Below are 18,324 nucleotides of genomic sequence, written 5' to 3'. Positions count from 1 at the left end.
GTATGATGTTCTTGTTGTCGATCGTATGCTTCCCGGTCTGGACGGCCTGTCTGTCATCAAGGCGGTCAGAGCCGCGCGCGTCAAAGTGCCGGCGATCTTCCTGACCGCCATCGGCGGCGTTGACGATCGCGTCGAGGGACTGGAGGCCGGCGGCGACGACTACCTGGTCAAGCCCTTTGCGTTTTCCGAGCTGTTGGCAAGATTGAATGCACTCGCCCGCCGTCCACGCGCGACGGAGGAAAAGACAGTTTTGCGTATTGCCGATCTGGAGCTTGACCTCGTCAAGCGGCATGCCAGCCGGGCAGGCCAGGTCATCGATCTTCAGCCGAGGGAGTTCACGCTTCTCGAGGTGCTTATGCGTGGCGACGGGCGGGTGCTGACGCGCACCATGCTCTTGGAACTGGTTTGGGACTTTCATTTCGATCCGAAGACCAGCGTCGTCGAAACCCATATCAGCCGCTTGCGCTCAAAAATCGACAAACCATTCGACGTGCAGTTGCTGCACACTGTGCGCAATACGGGATACAGCATCCATGCGCCGCGCTAGGCTCTGGCGATCCACGCCTTTCCGCCTGGCAATGACCTTCGGCATGGTGTTCGTCATCGCCTTTGTCATCACCGGGTTTGTCACCTATCGGTTTCTGAAACAGGAATTGCTTCGGGAGCTAGATGCCTCCATCACGGAAATCCACGCCCTGGTTTCCTCAACTTATGCCCCGGACGATCTTGAAGACCTGATTTCGACGGTCAACACCTACGCCCAGCTAAACGAGACCGACCAGCGCATATTCTCCGTCATCGATGCCAGTGGCAAAGAGATCGCAGGCAATTTCTCCGGGAAGACCCTGCCCGAGGGAATTTCAAACACGTCCTCCCAAGATTTAGGCCTCAAAGGAGACGCCGATTACCGCGTGATGTCAGGCATGATTGGGGACAAACGGCTCATTGTCGGCCAGAGTTTCAACCAGACCGACAGGTTGGAAAACATCACTTTCGTCAGCTTCATCTGGGCGACGGTGCTGGTGATCGGGCTGGCCGTCATCGGGGGCATTCTGCTCGCATCCAGAGTGCAGCGACGGCTCGACGGCATCGCCAGTGCGATGACCGCCGTGTCGCACGGGCAGATCGACGCGCGGGTGCCGTTGCATGGCAATGGCGACGATATCGACACGGTGTCAGGCCAGATAAACCAAGCACTCGATCGGCTCTCTATCCTGATGGAAACAATGCGGCAGGTCAGCTCTGATATCGCCCACGAACTCAAGACCCCGCTAAATCGGCTGAAAATGCAGATCGAGACCGCAGTCGTTGCTGCTGAGCGGGGGCAACCGGATGCCATTGCGCTCGTTGGCGCTCGCGATGAGGTCGATCAGATCAATGCGACCTTCGAGGCCTTGCTCAGGATTTCGCAGATCGAAGCAGGTGCGAGAAAAACCCGGTTCCGGCAAGTTGACCTGACCACGCTGCTGACGTCGGTCGTGGAAATCTATGACGATGTTGCCGAGGACAGTCTTATGACCCTGACAACATCAATCGATCCGGCCAGAGAGTACCTGGTTCTCGGCGACTGGGAGCTGCTGACACAGATGTTCGTCAATCTGATCGAGAATGCCATCCGGCATTGCCCCAAAGGGACGCGTATCGAGGTCTCCTTGAAGCGAGACGGTGAGCACGCCGTGGCCTCGATCAGCGACAACGGTGCAGGCATTCCCGCCCATGAACGCGGCAAGGTCTTCCGGCGGCTCTACCGGTTGGACAAAAGCCGGACGACGTCGGGGAACGGCCTTGGCCTAAGCCTGGTCAGCGCCATTGCCGATCTGCATGGCGGACGGGTTATCCTGGTGGACAACAATCCAGGTCTGAGGGCGGAAGCCATCCTGCCACTGATATTATGAGACGAAGTATTCGTGGAGCGATACGACCTCAATCCGGTTTGCCTAAAAATCACGATTATCCGGTGACGGATCCCGCTTTGACGTGGGGCAAGGCGGAGGCCGACACTCAATTATTGGCCGATTTGAAGGCTGAGGTGACGAATGTTCAGATCCTTTCAAGGCGATCGAACGCAAAGAAAACCGACCATGCATCAGTCCACCGGATCGGCCCGGTATTTGTCCCTCAGACAACGTCTCCATCAAGGTCATCACCTCGCCATGCATCGCCTGGTCTCGTGTGAACATTCAGGACCGCGCTCTTGCCGGAAGGCGGGGGCCGTCTACATGTACTAGATGAGAGATTTCGATCTTTCGGGGAAGGAAACCGAATGACCGCACAAGTCGCCCCACTTAAAACAACCTCTGTGGAAGGGCGCTATCGCCTGCTTGTCGATGCCATTACCGACTATGCGATCTATATGCTCGACACCGAGGGTCGCGTTTCGAGCTGGAATGCGGGCGCCCAACGCTTCAAGGGCTACACCGAATCGGAAATTCTTGGAGAACACTTCTCCCGTTTTTACACGCCGGAAGACCTTGCCGCCAGTATTCCAACCAAGGCTCTCTCGGCGGCCGGCGCGGAAGGGCGGTTTGAGGCCGAAGGTTGGCGTGTCCGTAAGGACGGTGAGCGGTTTTGGGCCCATGTGGTCATCGACGCGATCCGCGACCAGCACGGTCAACTCATAGGTTTCGCCAAGATCACGCGCGATCTCTCGGAGAGGAAAGTCGCCGAGGACGTCCTGAAAAAGAGCGAGGAGCAATTCAGTCTGCTGATACAAGGGGTCACCGACTATGCGATCTACATGCTGGACCCGGACGGTAACGTCTCGAGCTGGAATGCGGGAGCTCAGCGCATCAAGGGCTATGGGCCGGACGAGATCATCGGGCAGCACTTCTCCCGCTTCTATACCGACGAGGACCGGGCCAAAGAACTGCCACGGAAGGCTTTGGAGATCGCCGCAAACGAGGGACGCTTCGAGAAGGAGGGATGGAGACTTCGCAAGGACGGTACGTGTTTCTGGGCAAACGTCATCATCGACGCCATATACCTTGCAGACGGCACGCTCATCGGCTTCGCGAAGGTTACGCGCGACATCACGGAGAAGCGGCAGGCCCAGCAAGCTTTGGAGCAAGCCCAGCAAGAGCTCTTCCAGGCGCAGAAGATGGAAGCCGTCGGGCAGCTGACCGGTGGTGTCGCGCACGACTTCAACAATCTCCTGATGGCAATCTTGGGCAGCCTCGAAATCGCGCGGAAGCGGGCGCTCGAGGGGCAGAATGTTGTCGAGCTCATCGACAACGCGATTATCGGCGCGAAACGGGGCGCTTCCTTGACTCAGCGGCTGCTCGCCTTCTCCCGCAAGCAGGACCTCAAGCTTGAGGTGGTGGATGCGCCGGCCCTCGTTAGAGAGATGGCTGAGCTGCTCCAGCGGTCCATCGGTCCGTCCATCGAAATCAGCACGACGTTTCCGCTTTCTCTGCCCCCGGTCTGGTCGGATCCGAACCAGCTCGAAAGCGCAATCCTCAATCTTGTGGTCAACGCGCGCGACGCCATGCCGGACGGCGGAATGATCGCGATCTCAGCTCGCAAGTATGTATTGGAAGAAAAACAAGTTCCGGACCTTCGTGCCGGCGAATACGTCTGCCTTTCCGTAAAGGACGAGGGTCAAGGCATGGACGCCGAAACTCTGGACAAGGCAACGACGCCGTTCTTCACGACGAAGGGCGTCGGCAAGGGGACCGGTCTCGGGTTGCCGATGGTGCAGGGGGTGATGGCCCAGTCTGGGGGGCGCCTGATCATGCAATCGACGCCAGGGCAAGGCACCACTGCCGAGCTATGGCTTCCCGTAGCGGAAATCACTGCTAAGCCTGAGCCCGCCGCAGAGACGCCATCGCGTGCCCCGATACCGCCCCTGACCGTCATGGCAGTTGACGACGATGGCCTCGTCCTCATGAACACTGTTCTGATGCTGGAGGACCTCGGGCACACAGTGATTGAGGCCAACTCGGGAGAAGAGGCGCTCCGGCTCCTCGAACATGGGCCGCTGCCCGACATCCTGATTACCGATCATGCCATGCCTCACATGACCGGCGCGGAACTGGTCAGGCAGGCGCTCGAACGGCACCCCGCGCTTCACGTGGTTCTTGCCACCGGATATGCTGAACTGCCGGGCGGCGAGGGGGCCGGGCTGGCGCGGTTATCCAAACCCTTCAGCCAGAAGCAACTGAACGAGGTTTTGGCTGCGGTGTCCGGGCTGTTGACTAGCCGGTGAACCCCTGCGCAAGGCGTTTGATCGGCGATAAGGTCCCCGGCGCTCCAGAAAGACCGCGCCGTTGTCATGATGATCGGCCCTTCCACACCAAAAGGGGGCCCGTTCCGATCGAGATGGCCGGTGATATCCGCCGGCAGGGCATGATCACATGCTCTCCATATCAATTTCGTTCCAGTGAATTATGGCAGCGGCCGGCAGGGAATGAGCGAGCGCCGATCCCGAGATTATCGATGCCTATAAGAAGACGGGCTTTGTTCGAGCGCAGATAGCTGAGGCAATCATCAGGATTATAGCAGGCACGACCATTACGGCGGCCGCAAACATTGCCCCTTTGAGCCCAACGACCTCGACGGCCCCACCGCCGACAATCACACCAAGGCCGATCGCACTGTTGAGCACCGCTGTGTGGAGCGCTGTTGCAGGCACCATTAGTGAGCCGGAAATTCGTAAAACCCAAGTTTGCAAGCCGGTAAACAGCGCAGAAATGGCGATCCCCCAGATCACCAACAGACCAGAGATTGGAACGATACCGAGTAAGGGGCCATAGATTCCAAGTGTCATCAAGGCAAATCCCATTGCAATTAACGCGATAAGAATGAAGGGTTTTAGAAAGCGGTCTACAAATGCCGCACTTAGAAGGTTGCCCAGAAAACCCGAAGCACCGAAGGCAAACAAAAGGCCGGCTATCATGTATGGAGTGACGACCGGTATTTGACTGATGAAAGGTTCGACGAAGGTGTAAGCGCCAAAATGTGCGGCGGCAGTTAGTCCGGTGATGACATATGTGATCAACAAATCACTGCGTCGGAACACCGCCGAAAATCCTTCACCTTTGGAAGACAAACCAATGGTGATGCGAGGAAGCACAACGGCTATCAAGACGGAGCAGGCGATACACATCAGCGCAAGGCAAGCAAATGCCGTACGCCAGCCGTCATATTGGCCGATAAGATTGACGAGAGGAACGCCCATGACGCTTGCGATCGTGATTCCTCCCAAAACGATCGAGGTGGCCAGTCCCATGCGCTGTACAGGCGCGATATGTGCCGCAGTGGCTGCCACTATTGCCCAGAACACACCATGGCCCAACGCCCCGAAGGCACGAGCCCAGAGGAGAGTTGAATACTCGGAGGATAGCGCCGCCAAGCCGTTTGATGCAGCCAATATCGGCATCAAAGAGACCAACAGCGGTTTGCGAGGGACCCGCTGGATCAGCCAGCCGGACATCAATCCGCTGCCGGCTCCAATCCAGGCGTACAAAGTCACGGTCAGCGCTATTGCCGAGGGTTCCTGACCCAAGTCGGCCGATATCTGCGACAGCAGACCGATAGGCGCGAACTCGGAAGTCACCATCGCGAAGGACGCTATGCAAAGGACACCTACCGAGCACCATATCCGTAAAGTCGAGTCAGCCATTTTTACATCCGTCCTTATTCACAGTCCCGGCAGCTTGGTCCTGAAACGGCTCTGTTGCAAATTTCCATTTTGATCATAATGGCCGTTGGTTGGTACGTCGATTACCTGGCAGCCTCGCGGTTTTCGAGGCTCTGAGCGAGCAGTGCTACCGCTTCCGTCAGCGCGCTTGGTCCGATGCCGAAAGCACGTTCAACAATGCGTGCTTCTCCACGGATGTCGCCCGTTAGGTTGAAAATCGCGGCCTGTCCTTTGCGCAAAGCGCGCATGACCTCGAAACCTTTGATCGTCGCATAGGCCGTTTTCAGCGTCTTGAACCCTCTCACCGGTTTGATCAGTTGCTTCAGCTTGCCGTGATCGGCCTCAACTACGTTGTTCAGATATTTGACCTGTCGGTGCACGAGTTCTACGGGACATTTGCTTTCGGCCTTCAATTGCGCAATGGCAATGCCATAAGTCGGGGCCTTGTCGGTGTTGATGACAGTTGGCTTTTCCCAGTCCTTCAGGCCATTCAAGGCCTTCCCGAGAAAGCGTTTGGCCGCTTTGGCATTGCGGGTCGGGGACAGATAAAAATCGATCGTGTTGCCAAATTTGTCGACGGCCCGGTAAAGATACGTCCATTGTCCGCGAACTTTCACATAGGTTTCATCAACGCGCCAACTCGTTGACTGCGGCCGGCGCCAGTGCCATCGCAACCGCTTTTCAATCTCCGGAGCATATCTCTGAACCCAACGATAAATCGTGGAATGATCGACTGGCACACCCCGTTCGCCCATCATTTGCTCAAGGTCGCGGTAGCTGACCCCATAGCGGCAATACCATCACACCGCCCACAAAATCACTTCACCCTGAAAATGACGCCACTTGAAATCGCTCATCAATAGTCTCGCCGAAAATCTTCGGCCCTCTTTCGGACATAAACGGGATTTTTGCAACAGAGCCAGCGAAGCTATAGGACGCGTTGGTAGCGTCGCCTTAACTTGGGTGGGGCACAGGATGGCCACGATGGTGGCTCGTTTATTCCGCGGTCGACAGGGTGATTTCGCGCCACGTGTTCATGGCGGCGTTTCGCAGTTTGCGATGTTCAGCAGTGCTCGCCCGGTTGCGGTGAAGATGGAAGAGGTTGGCGATCGGGCCGTGGATGGAGACGAAGCGCTGGCATTGTCGTGCCGACTTGAATCGGATCATACCTCGCTCTCGCCGTCGAACAGCCAGATGCGAATTCTCCGCCCGGTTATTGAGACCCTTATGCGAACGATGCTCGACACCGGGCATGATTTCCCTTTTGGCTGCGTCGTAGGATCTGAGCTTATCGGTGATCATGACACGCGGCGTGGCGCATTGGCCCTTCAGGAGCTTTCGCATCAGCTTCAAGGCCGCCTGCTTGTTCCGGCGGATCTGGATTAGAGCATCAAGAACATAGCCATCGGCATCAACGGCCCGCCACAACCAGTATTTTCTGCCCTTGATAGCAACGCCCATTTCGTCGAGATGCCACTTGTCGGCAAAACTTCCCCTGGTCCGCCGCCGGATGGAACGGGCATATTCTCGGCCGAATTTGGCAGCCCATTCCGCGACAGTCTGGAACGAGACTTCAATGCCGCGCTCGGCCAGCAGATCTTCCACATGACGCAGGCTCAGCGGAAAACGGAAGTAGAGCCAAACCGCATGCGCTATGATCTCAGCGGGAAAACGATGACGCCTGTAGCGGTGCGTCGTAACATCGGTCAGCGGGTTCGGGCTCATGCCCGTAAATACCGCCGCAAATGTTAAGGCGACGCTACCGCTTCAGAGGTGATTTGCACCCTTATCGACGTCGATCCAGGTCTTCTGATCAAACGACTGTGCCATAGCGTGGACGGTCTGCTCGATGCGTAGGCCCTGCTTGAAATCGATCGCTGAAAATGGCTCCCCCGCGATGGCGCGGATCAATTCGTGGCACTCAATGATTTTCAGGTCATTGAAGCCCAAGCCATGACCGGGCGCCGGAATGAACTGACCGTAAGGCGCATGAGCGGGGGCTGTCAGGACCCGGCGAAAGCCTTGTTCGGTGGTGTTGCCGTCAGCCTGATAGAGTTCGAACTCGTTCATGCGTTCCTGATCGTAGAGGATCGAGCCTTTGGATCCGTAAATCTGCAGCGCGATGCGGCCTTTGCGGCCCCACGCGGCGCGGTTTGCCATGAGCACGGCGGAGATACCATTGTCGAGCCGCATCAGGATGTTGGCGCCATCGTGGTTTTCGACCGCCCTACGGCCACCATCCTTCAAGGGACGGTCGGCATAGGGCTTTGCCATGTCGGCAATGACCGAATGCACATGGCCGAAGAGATACCAGAGCAGCGACAAGGGGTGCACCGCAAAATCATCCAGTGCACCATAGCCTGCCGACCGTTCGCTCTTCCAGTAGAAGGGCGCTTCGGGATCGGCCATGAAATCCTCGTCCATCTCGGCACGGACGTGGTTGACGGCACCGATCGCGCCATCATCAATCAGCGTCTTCATGTGCCGCAGGATCGGGTTCTGAATGTAGTTGTAGCCCATGATGGCAACCCTGCCGGACGCCTCGACGGCTTTCAGCATACGTTGCGCGTCGGGAAGTGCCGGCGACATCGGCTTTTCGCACCAGACATGTTTACCGGCTTCGAGCGCTGCAATGGCCATCTCGGCATGGAACTGGTTGGGGGTGGTGACAGAGACGACATCGACATCCGGATCAGCGATGAGCCGGCGCCAATCGGCCGTTGCCTTTTCAAAGCCGAACGCGTCGGCGCGCACGGTGGCAAGCTCCGCATTGGCTTCCGCCAGATGCACCAGCCTTGGGCGGGCGACGTCGCCGAAGACTGTTTTGACTGCATTCCAGGCCAGTGCATGGCACTTGCCCATATATCCCGTACCGATCAAGCCGACGCCCAATGGTTTCATATCGATTATCCTCGCCAGCTATCCTGCAGTCCGTCAGACCGTCTTGCGCTTTTTCTGTCTGTAAACATCGACCACGACAGCGGCGACGATGATCATACCTTTGACGATCTCCTGATAGTAGGCGTCCACCCGCAGGAAGGTGAAGCCGGAGGTCATGACGCCGAGGATGACCGTGCCGATCACCGTACCGGTGATCCGCCCGACGCCGCCGGCAAGCGACGTGCCGCCGATGACGGTGGCTGCGATCGCATCGAGCTCATACATGACGCCCATGCCGGCCTGTGCCGTCTGGGCGCGGGCAGCGGTGACCACGCCGGCGAGGCCAGCCAGCATGCCGGCGATGGCATAGACCTTTATCAGATGTGCCTCGACATTGATGCCGGAGACGCGGGCAGCCTGCACGTTAGCGCCGATCGCATAGGTGAACTTGCCATAACGGGTGTAGCGCAGGGCGATATGGAAGATGAGAGCGACGACGAGGAAGACGATGACCGGCCAGATGCCCGTGCCGATGAAGTTGAACTGGTCGGTCAGGCCGGAAACCGGCTGTCCCTTGGTGTACCATTTCGACAGCCCACGCGCCGACACCATCATGCCCAAAGTGGCGATGAACGGCGGTATCTTCGTCTTTGCGATCAGCCAGCCATTAATCAGGCCGGCGAGCAAGCCGACACAGAGCCCAAGGGTGATAGGGACGATGGCCGGAAGATCGGTCAGCGCCGGGTAGAGAGCCCGCGGCCAGGTCGAAGCCTGTGCCACGCTGGCGGCAATCATCGCGGTGACGCCGACAACCGAGCCGGAGGACAGATCGATGCCGCCGGTGATGATCACCTGCGTGACGCCGACCGCAATAATGCCGATAACGGCAACCTGCAGGATCATGATCGTCAGGCGTTGGGTGTTCATCAGGAAGCTCTGGCCGATAAAGATCCAGCCAAGCACTTCATAGACTAGGGCGATGCCGATCAGCACCAGGAAGATGTTGAATTCCGGCGGGATGCGCCGCTTGCTGGCCGACGACGATGCCGCTGCGGCCGAGGCCTCGATCTTGGTGCTCATTGTTGTGTCCTCCCTGATGGTATTTCTAAAAGCGCGCCATCACTGCGCTGCAAGTTCCATGACCTTGACCTGGGTTGCTTCCGCCCGGTCGAGGAAGCCCGTGACCCGGCCTTCATGCATCACCATGACGCGGTCGCTCATTCCGAGAACCTCGGGCATTTCCGACGAGATCATGATGACGGCAACACCGTCGCGGGCGAGTTCGGTTACCAGCCGGTGGATTTCCGCCTTGGCGCCGACGTCGATGCCGCGCGTCGGCTCGTCGAGGATGAGAATGCGCGGATTGGTCAAAAGCCAGCGGCCAATCAGCGCCTTCTGCTGGTTGCCGCCCGAGAGATTCTCGATGCGCTCCTGCAGGTTCGGGGTTTTGACCCGCAGCTTGCGGGCCATCTCCTCGCATTGCGCCGAGACGGCCTTCTGATCGACGAAACCCATCTTGACGAACTTGTCCTGCAGCACCGCGATCTGCATGTTTTCAAGCACGTCTAGAATCAGCAGGCAGCCGGTATCCTTGCGGTCTTCTGTGAGGAAGGCCATGCGGTTGCGGATCGCTTCCGTCGGCGAGCCGATCTTTACGGTCTTGCCGTTGATCTCGATCGAGCCGGAACTTGCCGGCGTTACGCCGAACAGCGTTTCCGCCACATTCGAGCGGCCGGAGCCGACCAAGCCGGCAACGCCGAGGATTTCACCGGCGCGCACCTCGAAGGATACATCGTGGAAGACGTCTTTCAGACAGAGGTCTTTCACTGACAACACGACATCGCCGATCGGCACCTCTTCCTTGGGGAACATCTGGGTAATCTCGCGGCCAACCATCATCTTGATGATGTCATCACGGGTTACGTCCGTGGACGCATGCGTGCCGATATATTTGCCGTCGCGGAACACCGAGAACTCATCGGCGATCTCGAACAACTCGTTCATCTTGTGGGTGATGTAGACGATACCGATACCCTGGCTGCGCAGGTCGCGGATGATGGTGAAGAGATGAGCGACTTCGCGCTCGGTCAGTGCCGATGTCGGCTCGTCCATGATCAGCACATCGGATTCGTAGGATACCGCCTTGGCGATCTCGACCATCTGGCGATTGGCGATCGACAGGTCCCGCACTTCGGCCTCAGGATCGAGTGCAATGTTCAGTCGCTTGAAGAGGTCAGCGGTTTTCCGGTTCATTTCACCATGATCGACGAACCCGAACCGGGTGAGGGGCTCGCGACGGATCCAGATATTTTCAGCGACGGTCATGAACGGCATCAGGTTGAGCTCCTGATGGATCATCGCAATGCCGTTTTCGAGCGCATCCAGCGGCGATTTCAGTTGAATATCGACACCCTTGAATTTCACTTCGCCTTTGTCGGGCGTGTAGATGCCGGCAAGGATCTTCATCAGCGTCGATTTACCGGCGCCGTTTTCGCCCATCAGCGCATGGACGGTTCCGCGCTTCAGGCGGAATGACACATCATCGAGCGCGACGACGCCCGGGAATTCCTTGCGAACGCCTTCGACGGCGAGAAGATATTCGGCCTTGGGTACGGCGCCACTGGCACGTACGGCTGCCATCGTTGTCGGACTAACCATTGTGGTGATGCCTCCCTGTCGCCTGTCTGGCTGGGACCTGCGCCGTAAGGCAGCAAGGTTTCCTCATAGTCTTCGTTGCGGGCGCAATGCGCCAGTCATCAACGAAACGGGGCAATCCGGGGCGCGGCTGAGCACGCCCCGGTGTTCAGGCTCAGTTCTTCGCCTGATAGTCCTTGAGGTTGTCCGGAGTGACCAGTTCGAAAGGAATATAGACCTTCTTTTCGACTGTTTCGCCGCGGGCAAACTTCAGGGCAGCGTCAAGCGCACCCTTGCCTTGACCAGCAGCGTTCTGGAACACGGTCACGTCGAGATCACCCGCTGCCATGGCAGCGAGCGCGTCCTGCGTCGCGTCGACGCCGCCGATCACGACCTTGTCCATAGGACGGCCAGCGGCTTTGAGCGCCTGAATGGCGCCGATCGCCATTTCGTCGTTGTTGGCGATAACGGCGTCAAACTCCAGGCCGGCCGAAAGCCAGTTGGTCATCAGGTCGGCGCCCTGGGTACGTGACCAGTTTGCTGTCTGCTCTTCAACGATGGTGATGCCCTTGCAGGCGTCCGTTGCCAAAACGTCGTGGATGTCCTTGGTGCGCATGCGCGCCGCCTGGTTGGAAAGCTCACCCATCATGACGACGGCCTTGCCCTTGCCGCCGAGCAGCCTGCAAACTTCCTGGGTTTCGAGTGTGCCGGACTCAATTTCGTTGGATGCAACGAAAGCCTGCTTTTCCGGGAGCGTGTCGATGTTGATCGGTTCGCGGTTGACGTAAACCAGCGGAATGCCGGCATCGGCGGCAATCTTCGACATAGCGGCAGTCGCATCGGTATCGACGGGGTTGACGACGATGGCATCGACGCCGGCAGCAATGAAGTTCTGGATCTGGCTCTGCTGCTTGGCCACGTCGTTCTGCGCGTCTTCAACCTGCAGCGTGACGCCGTCGAGCGTCTTGGAATAATCCTGCATGCCGTTGCGCAGAACGGTCAGGAAGTTGTCGTCGAACAGCGCCATTGAAACGCCGACGGTTTCGGCATGCGCCGCTGTCGACATCATCACAGCCAGGGCTGCACTCATGATCATTTTCTTCATGTGTAGTTCCTCCACAAAACGGTGACCGGCGACCACCCTCCACAAGCCGGAGGCACCCCGTTCCCGGCGGCGCCCAATTCCCGTAACCCGCCTCTCCCAGGCGGGTCTTGCATCAAAACAGAATAAAAAAACCGATATACTGTTAATACGGAATATGTATTCCATTTTATGAAAACATCGTCAAGGGCGTTCCAGCTGATAATCGCGCAAAAGCATCCGATGGAACGCCCTTGAGATCATACCGTGGCCGAGAGGTAGCTCATGCTCTTGCCGACGGCGGCCTTGATGTCGGCTGACTGATGCACTTCCGGCGAGAAGGGTTCGAAGGAGAAAAGCCCGCTATAGCCGCTGTCCTGGAGTTTCCGAACCTGGCCGGCATTGTCCAGCCGGTCGGTAGCGTCGACGAGGATGCGGTGCGGATCGCGCATGTCGTCTACCGCAACACCCGGATCTGCAACGCCGGATATGTGGACCAGGCCCGTCATTTCAGGATGGATTTTTTCTTCTCCTGCGAGATGGTGATGGAACGTGTCGTGCACGACCTTGAACGTTCCTTCGCCGCCGATTGCCCGAATGCCTTCGACGGCTTCGGTTTTGGAACGCAAGGAGCACATTTCGAAACCGAGCGGTTCGACGAGGCCTGTGATCCCGGCCTTCTCGAGCATCGGCTTTAACGCAGTCAGCGCTTGCTGCAGATTGGCCTGCCGCTCGCCATCCTTTTGGCCGCTGCCGTCGTTGACCGGAACGAGAACCAGTGCGTGGGCGCCACACTCCAGTGCATAGGTGATCAGGTCCTGTGCTTCGCTCGCACGCTCGTTGGTCCATTCGTTGAACCGTTGCAGTGCATTGATCGAGATGATCGTCTGTCCGTGCTTCTCGGCCAGCGCCTTGACTGCCGCAGCAGGCGTTCCGTCGATAATGGCGTTACCGGCAAGGTCGTTGCGGATTTCGACGGCGGAAATGCCGAGCGATGTGGCGAGCGCAAAGAATTCGTCCAGTGGTAATGCCGGCGCGGTCATGTGGTTGAGGGCAAATGAAAGGGTCGTCACGGATGTTCCTCCTGCAAATGAATTCGAAAGGAAAGATGCCCAGCACGCGGAATTCATGCATCGGACACGTGGTCTTTCGGGAGGAGAGGATCATCAGCTTACGAGGGTCTAGTCAAAGTGGAAGGTGCACGCTTCTCTTGCATCCTTGAGAGAATTCATCATCGGGATGATGTAATTTTATCATTCCGGTGCGCACGCTAGATGTTTTCAGGCGTGAATATATCAAATGGAAGGAATGTCTGACCCGGAACGCCGGCAACGCCCCGGTCGATTGCGCCAACCATCAGGGCGACGAGCTCGCGCGCGAGATCGGCGACGGGTGTCGATATCGCCATGGTCACGATATCGTCGGCGAGGGCCGCACGCGATTCAGGGGTCAGTTCATTGACGACGACAAGAAGCTTTCCCGCCAGGTTTTCTTCGGCGACGGCTGAAATCGCGCCCTCCATGCCCCCGCCACAGACGTAGAATCCAACGAGGTCGGGATGGCGCTGCAGCAGGTTCAGCGTCGCCTCGTGGGTAATCTCGGCTGTTTCCAGATTGACCAGCGTATCCAGAACTTCGAACTCAGGCACGTTTTCGCGAAAATAGGACCGAAACCCGATTTCCCGCAGTTCGTGCCCGTGGAACCGATGGCTGCCGACGAAAACGGCCACCTTTCCCGGCTTTCGCGCAGCCTTGGAGATCATCCAAGCTGCAGTGCGCCCCGCTTTCCGGTTGTTGAGCCCGACATACCCTTCGCGTACACCCGTGGCGAAATCAGACAGAAGCGAGAAGACGGGAATGCCGCGTTCCTTCAGTTCCTCGACGGCCGTCGTCACGGCGGGATAATCCGGCCCTACAAGCGCGATTGCCTGATTGCGCGCCGCCATGCTTTTCAGCTTTTCCGTGATGGCCGCCGGTGTCGAACTTGCGGCGAAATCAATCTGCGGCGTCACGCGGATACCTGGGGCGGAGAGGGCTGCGTTTTCAATCTCCTTCGCCAAGGTTTGATAAAAGAACTGGTTCGGCTTCTGCAAGATGAAGCCCAGCCGGTATTGCGGCAGGTCCTCAAACACCCGCTGACGCAGCAGGCCAACGGCATGGTAGCCGATCGATTTTGCCGCCTCGTAAACCCTGCGCGCGGTCTCTTCGCGCACACGGTGGCGACCGTTCAGGACACGGTCCACCGTCGCCACGCTAACGTTGGCTGCCTTGGCGAGATCGGTAATGGTCGGTCGTCCGGTCATGTCCACTCCTGATGTATTCTTTCATTCTATCATCGCATGATTGATGTCTTTTGATAGAATATATCAAGGCTGCATTGAGCCCCGGGCAAAGTCAACCTATCCTGCTGATCAGAGAAAAGCACAACGGCATCCTGTGCCGGAATGAGGCCAGGGAGGATCAGATGGACAGGGTTGTCACAAAACGCGATTACAGTCTGCTTGGGCGCGATAGCCGGGCTGCCGTCGAAAGCGGCCTAGCTGCGGCTGAATGGTATCATACCGACATTCCCCGCAAGCAGATGAAGGAATTGATGAAGCGCGAGGATGGTCCTGCCATCCGCGATACGGCGCTCTGGCTCGGCAGCATGGTGGTCACCGGTGCGCTTGGCATCTATTTCTGGGGCTACTGGTGGTGCGTGCCGTTTTTCCTGATCTATGGCGTGATGTACGGCTCGGCATCGGATTCGCGCTGGCATGAATGCGGTCATGGCACAGCATTCAAAACGCGCTGGATGAACGACGCCGTCTACCAGATCGCCTGCTTCATGATCATGCGCAATCCCGTCACCTGGCGCTGGAGCCATACGCGGCACCACACGGATACCGTCATCGTCGGGCGCGATCCCGAAATCGCCGTCATGCGCCCGCCGGATCTGTTTCGCCTTGTGCTCAATTTCTTCGGTATTCTCGATGCCGGCTACGGCATGATGGACATGGTCCGCAATGCATTCGGCGTGATCAGCGATGCAGAAAAGACATTTATTCCCGAGCAAGAGCAACCGCGTGTGGTGACTGTCGCGCGGATCTGGTTGGCGATCTACGCCGCGACCATCGCACTCGCCATCTACATGGGATCGATCCTTCCCTTGATGCTGATCGGCCTGCCGCGCCTGTACGGCGCCTGGCATCACGTCTTGACTGGCCTTCTGCAGCATGGCGGGCTGGCGGATAATGTCACCGATCACCGGCTGAATAGCCGAAGCGTCTACATGAACCCCTTTAGCCGGTTTGTGTACTGGAACATGAATTACCACGTCGAACATCACATGTTCCCGATGATCCCGTACCACGCGCTGCCGCAGCTGCATGAGATGATCAAGCACGACCTGCCGGCGCCGAACACATCGATGCTCGAAGGGTATCGCGAGATGATCCCGGCCTTTCTTCGCCAGCTCAAGAACGAGGATTATTTTCTCAAGCGCGAACTGCCGGCAACAGCCAAGCCTTACCGCGAAGAGTTTCATGCAGACCAGATCGCCGCCGAATAGAGCGGTGCGGATATAAAATCGAAATGGAGGAGACGATGAGCAATTGGGTGGAAGTCTGCGCGACGGACGAGATCGACGAAGAGGACGTCATGCGTTTCGATCACGAGGGCAAAACATTTGCGGTCTATCGCAGCCCTGACGACAAGTTCTTTGCCACTGATGGTCTTTGCACGCATGAAAAGATCCATCTGGCCGACGGATTGGTGATGGACGACATCATCGAATGTCCCAAGCACAACGGCCGTTTCAACTACAAGACCGGCGAAGCAAAGGGTGCTCCCGTTTGCGTCAACCTGAAGATCTATCCGGTCAAGGTCGAGGCAGGCACCGTCTTCATTTCCCTTTCGTGAGAGAGCTTTCCATGTCGCACATCGTCATCATCGGTGCGGGAGAATGTGGCGCGCGCGCCGCTTTCGCCCTCCGCGAAAAGAGTTTCGACGGACAGATCACGCTGGTGGGCGCGGAAGAGCACCTGCCGTATGAACGGCCGCCTCTGTCGAAAGATGCGTTATTGCATGGCCACGAGCCAAAATTTGTGTCGGAGGCCGCCCACTATACGGAGGCGGGCATTCAGGTGCTGACCGGCGTCAGCGTCGAAAGCATAGACACGGCCGGAAAATCAGTCGGGCTTTCCAATGGCGACAAGCTGACCTACGACCGGCTGTTGCTTGCGACTGGTGCGCGGCCGCGGCCCTTTCCCGGCCTCGCCGGGGCGAGCGACCGGATCAAGACATTGCGAACCCATCACGACGCTGTCAGTATTCGTGCGGCGCTGCAGCCCGGCAAGCACCTTGCTGTCATTGGGGGTGGGTTCATCGGCCTGGAGCTCGCCGCAACCGCGCGCAAGCTTGGTGCGCAGGTAACGCTGGTCGAGGGACTTGCCCGTATTTTGACGCGCGGCGTACCGGAGCCCGTGGCGGCAATCATTGCCGAACGCCATCGGGCGGAAGGCGTTGAAATCCTCTGCGGCACCAGGATTGAAGGTCTGACGGAGGGACGCGATAATGCCAGCATTCTTCTGGAGGATGGGCGAATAATCACCGCTGACATGATTGTGGTTGGCATTGGTGCCGTTCCGAATGTCGAGCTTGCCCGCGATGCCGGACTTGCGATCGACAATGGTATTGCGGTTGACCAGCACTTGAGGACATCCGCCCCGGATATCTATGCGGCGGGAGACTGCTGCTCCTTTCCCTTGGCCTATTATGACGGCCGGCGTCTGCGACTGGAAGCGTGGCGCAACGCGCACGACCAGGGCAATCTTGCCGCAGTCAACCTGATGGGCGGCGAAGAGGCGATATCGGCGGTGCCGTGGTTCTGGTCCGATCAATACGATCTCACTCTACAGATCGCCGGGATGGCCGATGGCGCTACGCAGACGGTGCGCCGGGATATGGCAGACGGCGCCTTCATTCTGTTTCATCTGGCCGCCGATGGCCGACTGCTTGCCGCAAGCGGCATAGGGACCGGCAATGCTGTCGCCCGCGATATTCGTCTTGCCGAGATGATGATCGCGGCTGGGGTTCGTCCGGATCCGGTGGCGCTTTCAACCCCCGGAACAAAACTCAAGTCCTTGCTGGCTGCCTGAAAAGGCTGGCCAAAATAGTCTTGAAACGCTGCTGCCACGCACGGGCGTTTCCCTCAAATAACAGCAAAGCACACATCGCGGCGACAATGGCACGCCGGCTGCACCAATGGAGAGAGATCGATGAAGAACCGCCGTCCGACCGTGGCCGACCTGTTGTCGATGAAGGGCAAGCGCCAGCTGAGCATGCTGCGCGTTGAAACGCTGGATGAGGCCGAAGCTGCGGAGAGAGCAGGTGTCGATCTCGTCTCCGTGCCTCCTGAACTGCTCGGGCCCGTATTTCGCGAAGCAGCACCTTCGGTGTTTGCTTTCCCGGGCCTTGAATATGGTGACCTGATCACCGCAGACGATTACATCAGGGCAGCGTTCAAGGCGCTGCGCGCCGGCGGCGATGCCGTCTATTGCGCCGCAAGCCTGCAAACCGTCCGGCGTATGCGCGACGAGGGCATTCCCGTCTGCGGCCATGTTGGCCTGATCCCTTCCAAGGCGACCTGGACCGGCGGGTTCCGCGCTGTCGGGAAAACATCGGCGAGCGCATTGGAAATCTGGCGCCAGACAACGGCGCTCGAGGAAGCCGGCGCCTTTTGCGCCGAGATCGAGGTCGTGCCGGGGGAGGTCGCGGCGGCGATCAGTGAGCGGACTTCGATGCTGATGCTTTCCATGGGCGCCGGTACAGGGTGTGATGCACAATATCTCTTTGCCGACGATGTGCTGGGCGCCAACAAGGGCCACGTTCCCCGCCATGCAAAAACCTATCGAAATTTTGCCGCCGAATACGATCGCCTGCAACAGGAGCGGACCGCAGCCTTTTCCGAGTTCGTCACAGACGTGAAATCTGGCGCCTATCCTGCAAAGGCCCATCTGGTCGGCATCGATCCCACCGAACTGGAAGAATTCCTGAAATCGATGGCCTGAATTCCGGGCGATGACGAAATTGCAAGTTCCAACACGCGGACC

Annotated in this window: 15 protein-coding genes and 1 pseudogene; 7 read left to right on the top strand and 9 right to left on the bottom strand. The window is 58.3% G+C overall.

Translation table 11 applies throughout. The features are described 5' to 3' along the window. From ACQY8Q_RS01550 to ACQY8Q_RS01540, 3 genes are all read left to right on the top strand, one after another. On the top strand, positions 1-547 hold a 547-nt coding region (locus ACQY8Q_RS01550; RefSeq protein WP_428423951.1), incomplete at its 5' end, for a winged helix-turn-helix domain-containing protein. 43 nt (positions 548-590) lie between these two features. Continuing rightward, positions 591-1,895: an ATP-binding protein gene (locus ACQY8Q_RS01545; protein ID WP_428423949.1), complete on the top strand. Its 1,305-nt coding sequence runs from the start codon at positions 591-593 to the stop codon at positions 1,893-1,895. A 368-nt stretch (positions 1,896-2,263) separates the two neighbouring features. Then, on the top strand, positions 2,264-4,204 hold the full coding sequence (locus ACQY8Q_RS01540) for a PAS domain S-box protein (RefSeq protein WP_428423947.1): 1,941 nt from the start codon (positions 2,264-2,266) through the stop codon (positions 4,202-4,204). Between the two features lie 234 nt (positions 4,205-4,438). Here ACQY8Q_RS01540 and ACQY8Q_RS01535 read toward each other — a convergent pair whose 3' ends face one another. The 9 genes and pseudogenes from ACQY8Q_RS01535 to ACQY8Q_RS01495 form a co-directional block, all read right to left on the bottom strand. Further along, the gene (locus tag ACQY8Q_RS01535) at positions 4,439-5,620 is read right to left on the bottom strand and encodes an MFS transporter (RefSeq protein WP_428423945.1); all 1,182 of its coding nucleotides are present in this window, start codon (positions 5,618-5,620) and stop codon (positions 4,439-4,441) included. A 101-nt stretch (positions 5,621-5,721) separates the two neighbouring features. Then, positions 5,722-6,495: pseudogene (locus tag ACQY8Q_RS01530) on the bottom strand (IS6 family transposase). 139 nt (positions 6,496-6,634) lie between these two features. Next, the gene (locus tag ACQY8Q_RS01525; protein WP_428423943.1) at positions 6,635-7,363 is read right to left on the bottom strand and encodes an IS6 family transposase; all 729 of its coding nucleotides are present in this window, start codon (positions 7,361-7,363) and stop codon (positions 6,635-6,637) included. 42 nt (positions 7,364-7,405) lie between these two features. Next, complete coding sequence (locus ACQY8Q_RS01520; protein ID WP_428423941.1) at positions 7,406-8,539, bottom strand: Gfo/Idh/MocA family protein; 1,134 nt, start codon at positions 8,537-8,539, stop codon at positions 7,406-7,408. A gap of 33 nt (positions 8,540-8,572) precedes the next feature. Next, on the bottom strand, positions 8,573-9,598 hold the full coding sequence (locus ACQY8Q_RS01515; RefSeq protein ID WP_428423939.1) for an ABC transporter permease: 1,026 nt from the start codon (positions 9,596-9,598) through the stop codon (positions 8,573-8,575). A 39-nt stretch (positions 9,599-9,637) separates the two neighbouring features. Beyond that, positions 9,638-11,176, bottom strand: a complete 1,539-nt coding sequence (locus ACQY8Q_RS01510; protein WP_428423937.1) for a sugar ABC transporter ATP-binding protein — start codon at positions 11,174-11,176, stop codon at positions 9,638-9,640. A gap of 151 nt (positions 11,177-11,327) precedes the next feature. After that, positions 11,328-12,257, bottom strand: coding sequence for a sugar ABC transporter substrate-binding protein (locus ACQY8Q_RS01505; protein WP_428423935.1), 930 nt, complete (start codon positions 12,255-12,257; stop codon positions 11,328-11,330). A 236-nt stretch (positions 12,258-12,493) separates the two neighbouring features. Then, positions 12,494-13,306: a TIM barrel protein gene (locus ACQY8Q_RS01500; RefSeq protein ID WP_428423933.1), complete on the bottom strand. Its 813-nt coding sequence runs from the start codon at positions 13,304-13,306 to the stop codon at positions 12,494-12,496. Between the two features lie 197 nt (positions 13,307-13,503). Continuing rightward, a complete protein-coding gene (locus tag ACQY8Q_RS01495; RefSeq protein ID WP_428423931.1) occupies positions 13,504-14,535 on the bottom strand; it encodes a LacI family DNA-binding transcriptional regulator in 1,032 nt (343 codons plus the stop codon). Between the two features lie 161 nt (positions 14,536-14,696). Here ACQY8Q_RS01495 and ACQY8Q_RS01490 point away from each other — a divergent pair, with 161 nt between their 5' ends. From ACQY8Q_RS01490 to ACQY8Q_RS01475, 4 genes are all read left to right on the top strand, one after another. Then, a complete protein-coding gene (locus ACQY8Q_RS01490) occupies positions 14,697-15,782 on the top strand; it encodes a fatty acid desaturase family protein (RefSeq protein ID WP_428423929.1) in 1,086 nt (361 codons plus the stop codon). A 35-nt stretch (positions 15,783-15,817) separates the two neighbouring features. After that, positions 15,818-16,132 carry a MocE family 2Fe-2S type ferredoxin gene (locus tag ACQY8Q_RS01485; protein ID WP_428423927.1) on the top strand — a complete coding sequence of 105 codons (315 nt, stop codon included), beginning with the start codon at positions 15,818-15,820 and terminating at the stop codon, positions 16,130-16,132. Between the two features lie 11 nt (positions 16,133-16,143). Then, a complete protein-coding gene (locus ACQY8Q_RS01480) occupies positions 16,144-17,370 on the top strand; it encodes an NAD(P)/FAD-dependent oxidoreductase (RefSeq protein ID WP_428423925.1) in 1,227 nt (408 codons plus the stop codon). 120 nt (positions 17,371-17,490) lie between these two features. Next, on the top strand, positions 17,491-18,282 hold the full coding sequence (locus ACQY8Q_RS01475; protein WP_428423923.1) for a 3-methyl-2-oxobutanoate hydroxymethyltransferase: 792 nt from the start codon (positions 17,491-17,493) through the stop codon (positions 18,280-18,282). Positions 18,283-18,324: the final 42 nt, after the last annotated feature.

Source organism: Pararhizobium sp. (assembly GCF_965279435.1).
Lineage (GTDB): Bacteria > Pseudomonadota > Alphaproteobacteria > Rhizobiales > Rhizobiaceae > Pararhizobium.
This window is presented reverse-complemented; position numbering and strand designations above follow the sequence as displayed.

Bases quoted from the DNA above. Each gene is read 5' to 3' on its own strand.
- ACQY8Q_RS01545 (WP_428423949.1), top strand. From the start codon at position 591: ATGGTGTTCGTCATCGCCTTTGTCATCACCGGGTTTGTCACCTATCGG.
- ACQY8Q_RS01515 (WP_428423939.1), bottom strand. From the start codon at position 9,598: ATGAGCACCAAGATCGAGGCCTCGGCCGCAGCGGCATCGTCGTCGGCC.
- ACQY8Q_RS01525 (WP_428423943.1), bottom strand. From the start codon at position 7,363: ATGAGCCCGAACCCGCTGACCGATGTTACGACGCACCGCTACAGGCGT.
- ACQY8Q_RS01535 (WP_428423945.1), bottom strand. From the start codon at position 5,620: ATGGCTGACTCGACTTTACGGATATGGTGCTCGGTAGGTGTCCTTTGC.
- ACQY8Q_RS01520 (WP_428423941.1), bottom strand. From the start codon at position 8,539: ATGAAACCATTGGGCGTCGGCTTGATCGGTACGGGATATATGGGCAAG.
- ACQY8Q_RS01485 (WP_428423927.1), top strand. From the start codon at position 15,818: ATGAGCAATTGGGTGGAAGTCTGCGCGACGGACGAGATCGACGAAGAG.
- ACQY8Q_RS01475 (WP_428423923.1), top strand. From the start codon at position 17,491: ATGAAGAACCGCCGTCCGACCGTGGCCGACCTGTTGTCGATGAAGGGC.
- ACQY8Q_RS01480 (WP_428423925.1), top strand. From the start codon at position 16,144: ATGTCGCACATCGTCATCATCGGTGCGGGAGAATGTGGCGCGCGCGCC.
- ACQY8Q_RS01505 (WP_428423935.1), bottom strand. From the start codon at position 12,257: ATGAAGAAAATGATCATGAGTGCAGCCCTGGCTGTGATGATGTCGACA.
- ACQY8Q_RS01495 (WP_428423931.1), bottom strand. From the start codon at position 14,535: ATGACCGGACGACCGACCATTACCGATCTCGCCAAGGCAGCCAACGTT.
- ACQY8Q_RS01490 (WP_428423929.1), top strand. From the start codon at position 14,697: ATGGACAGGGTTGTCACAAAACGCGATTACAGTCTGCTTGGGCGCGAT.
- ACQY8Q_RS01540 (WP_428423947.1), top strand. From the start codon at position 2,264: ATGACCGCACAAGTCGCCCCACTTAAAACAACCTCTGTGGAAGGGCGC.
- ACQY8Q_RS01510 (WP_428423937.1), bottom strand. From the start codon at position 11,176: ATGGTTAGTCCGACAACGATGGCAGCCGTACGTGCCAGTGGCGCCGTA.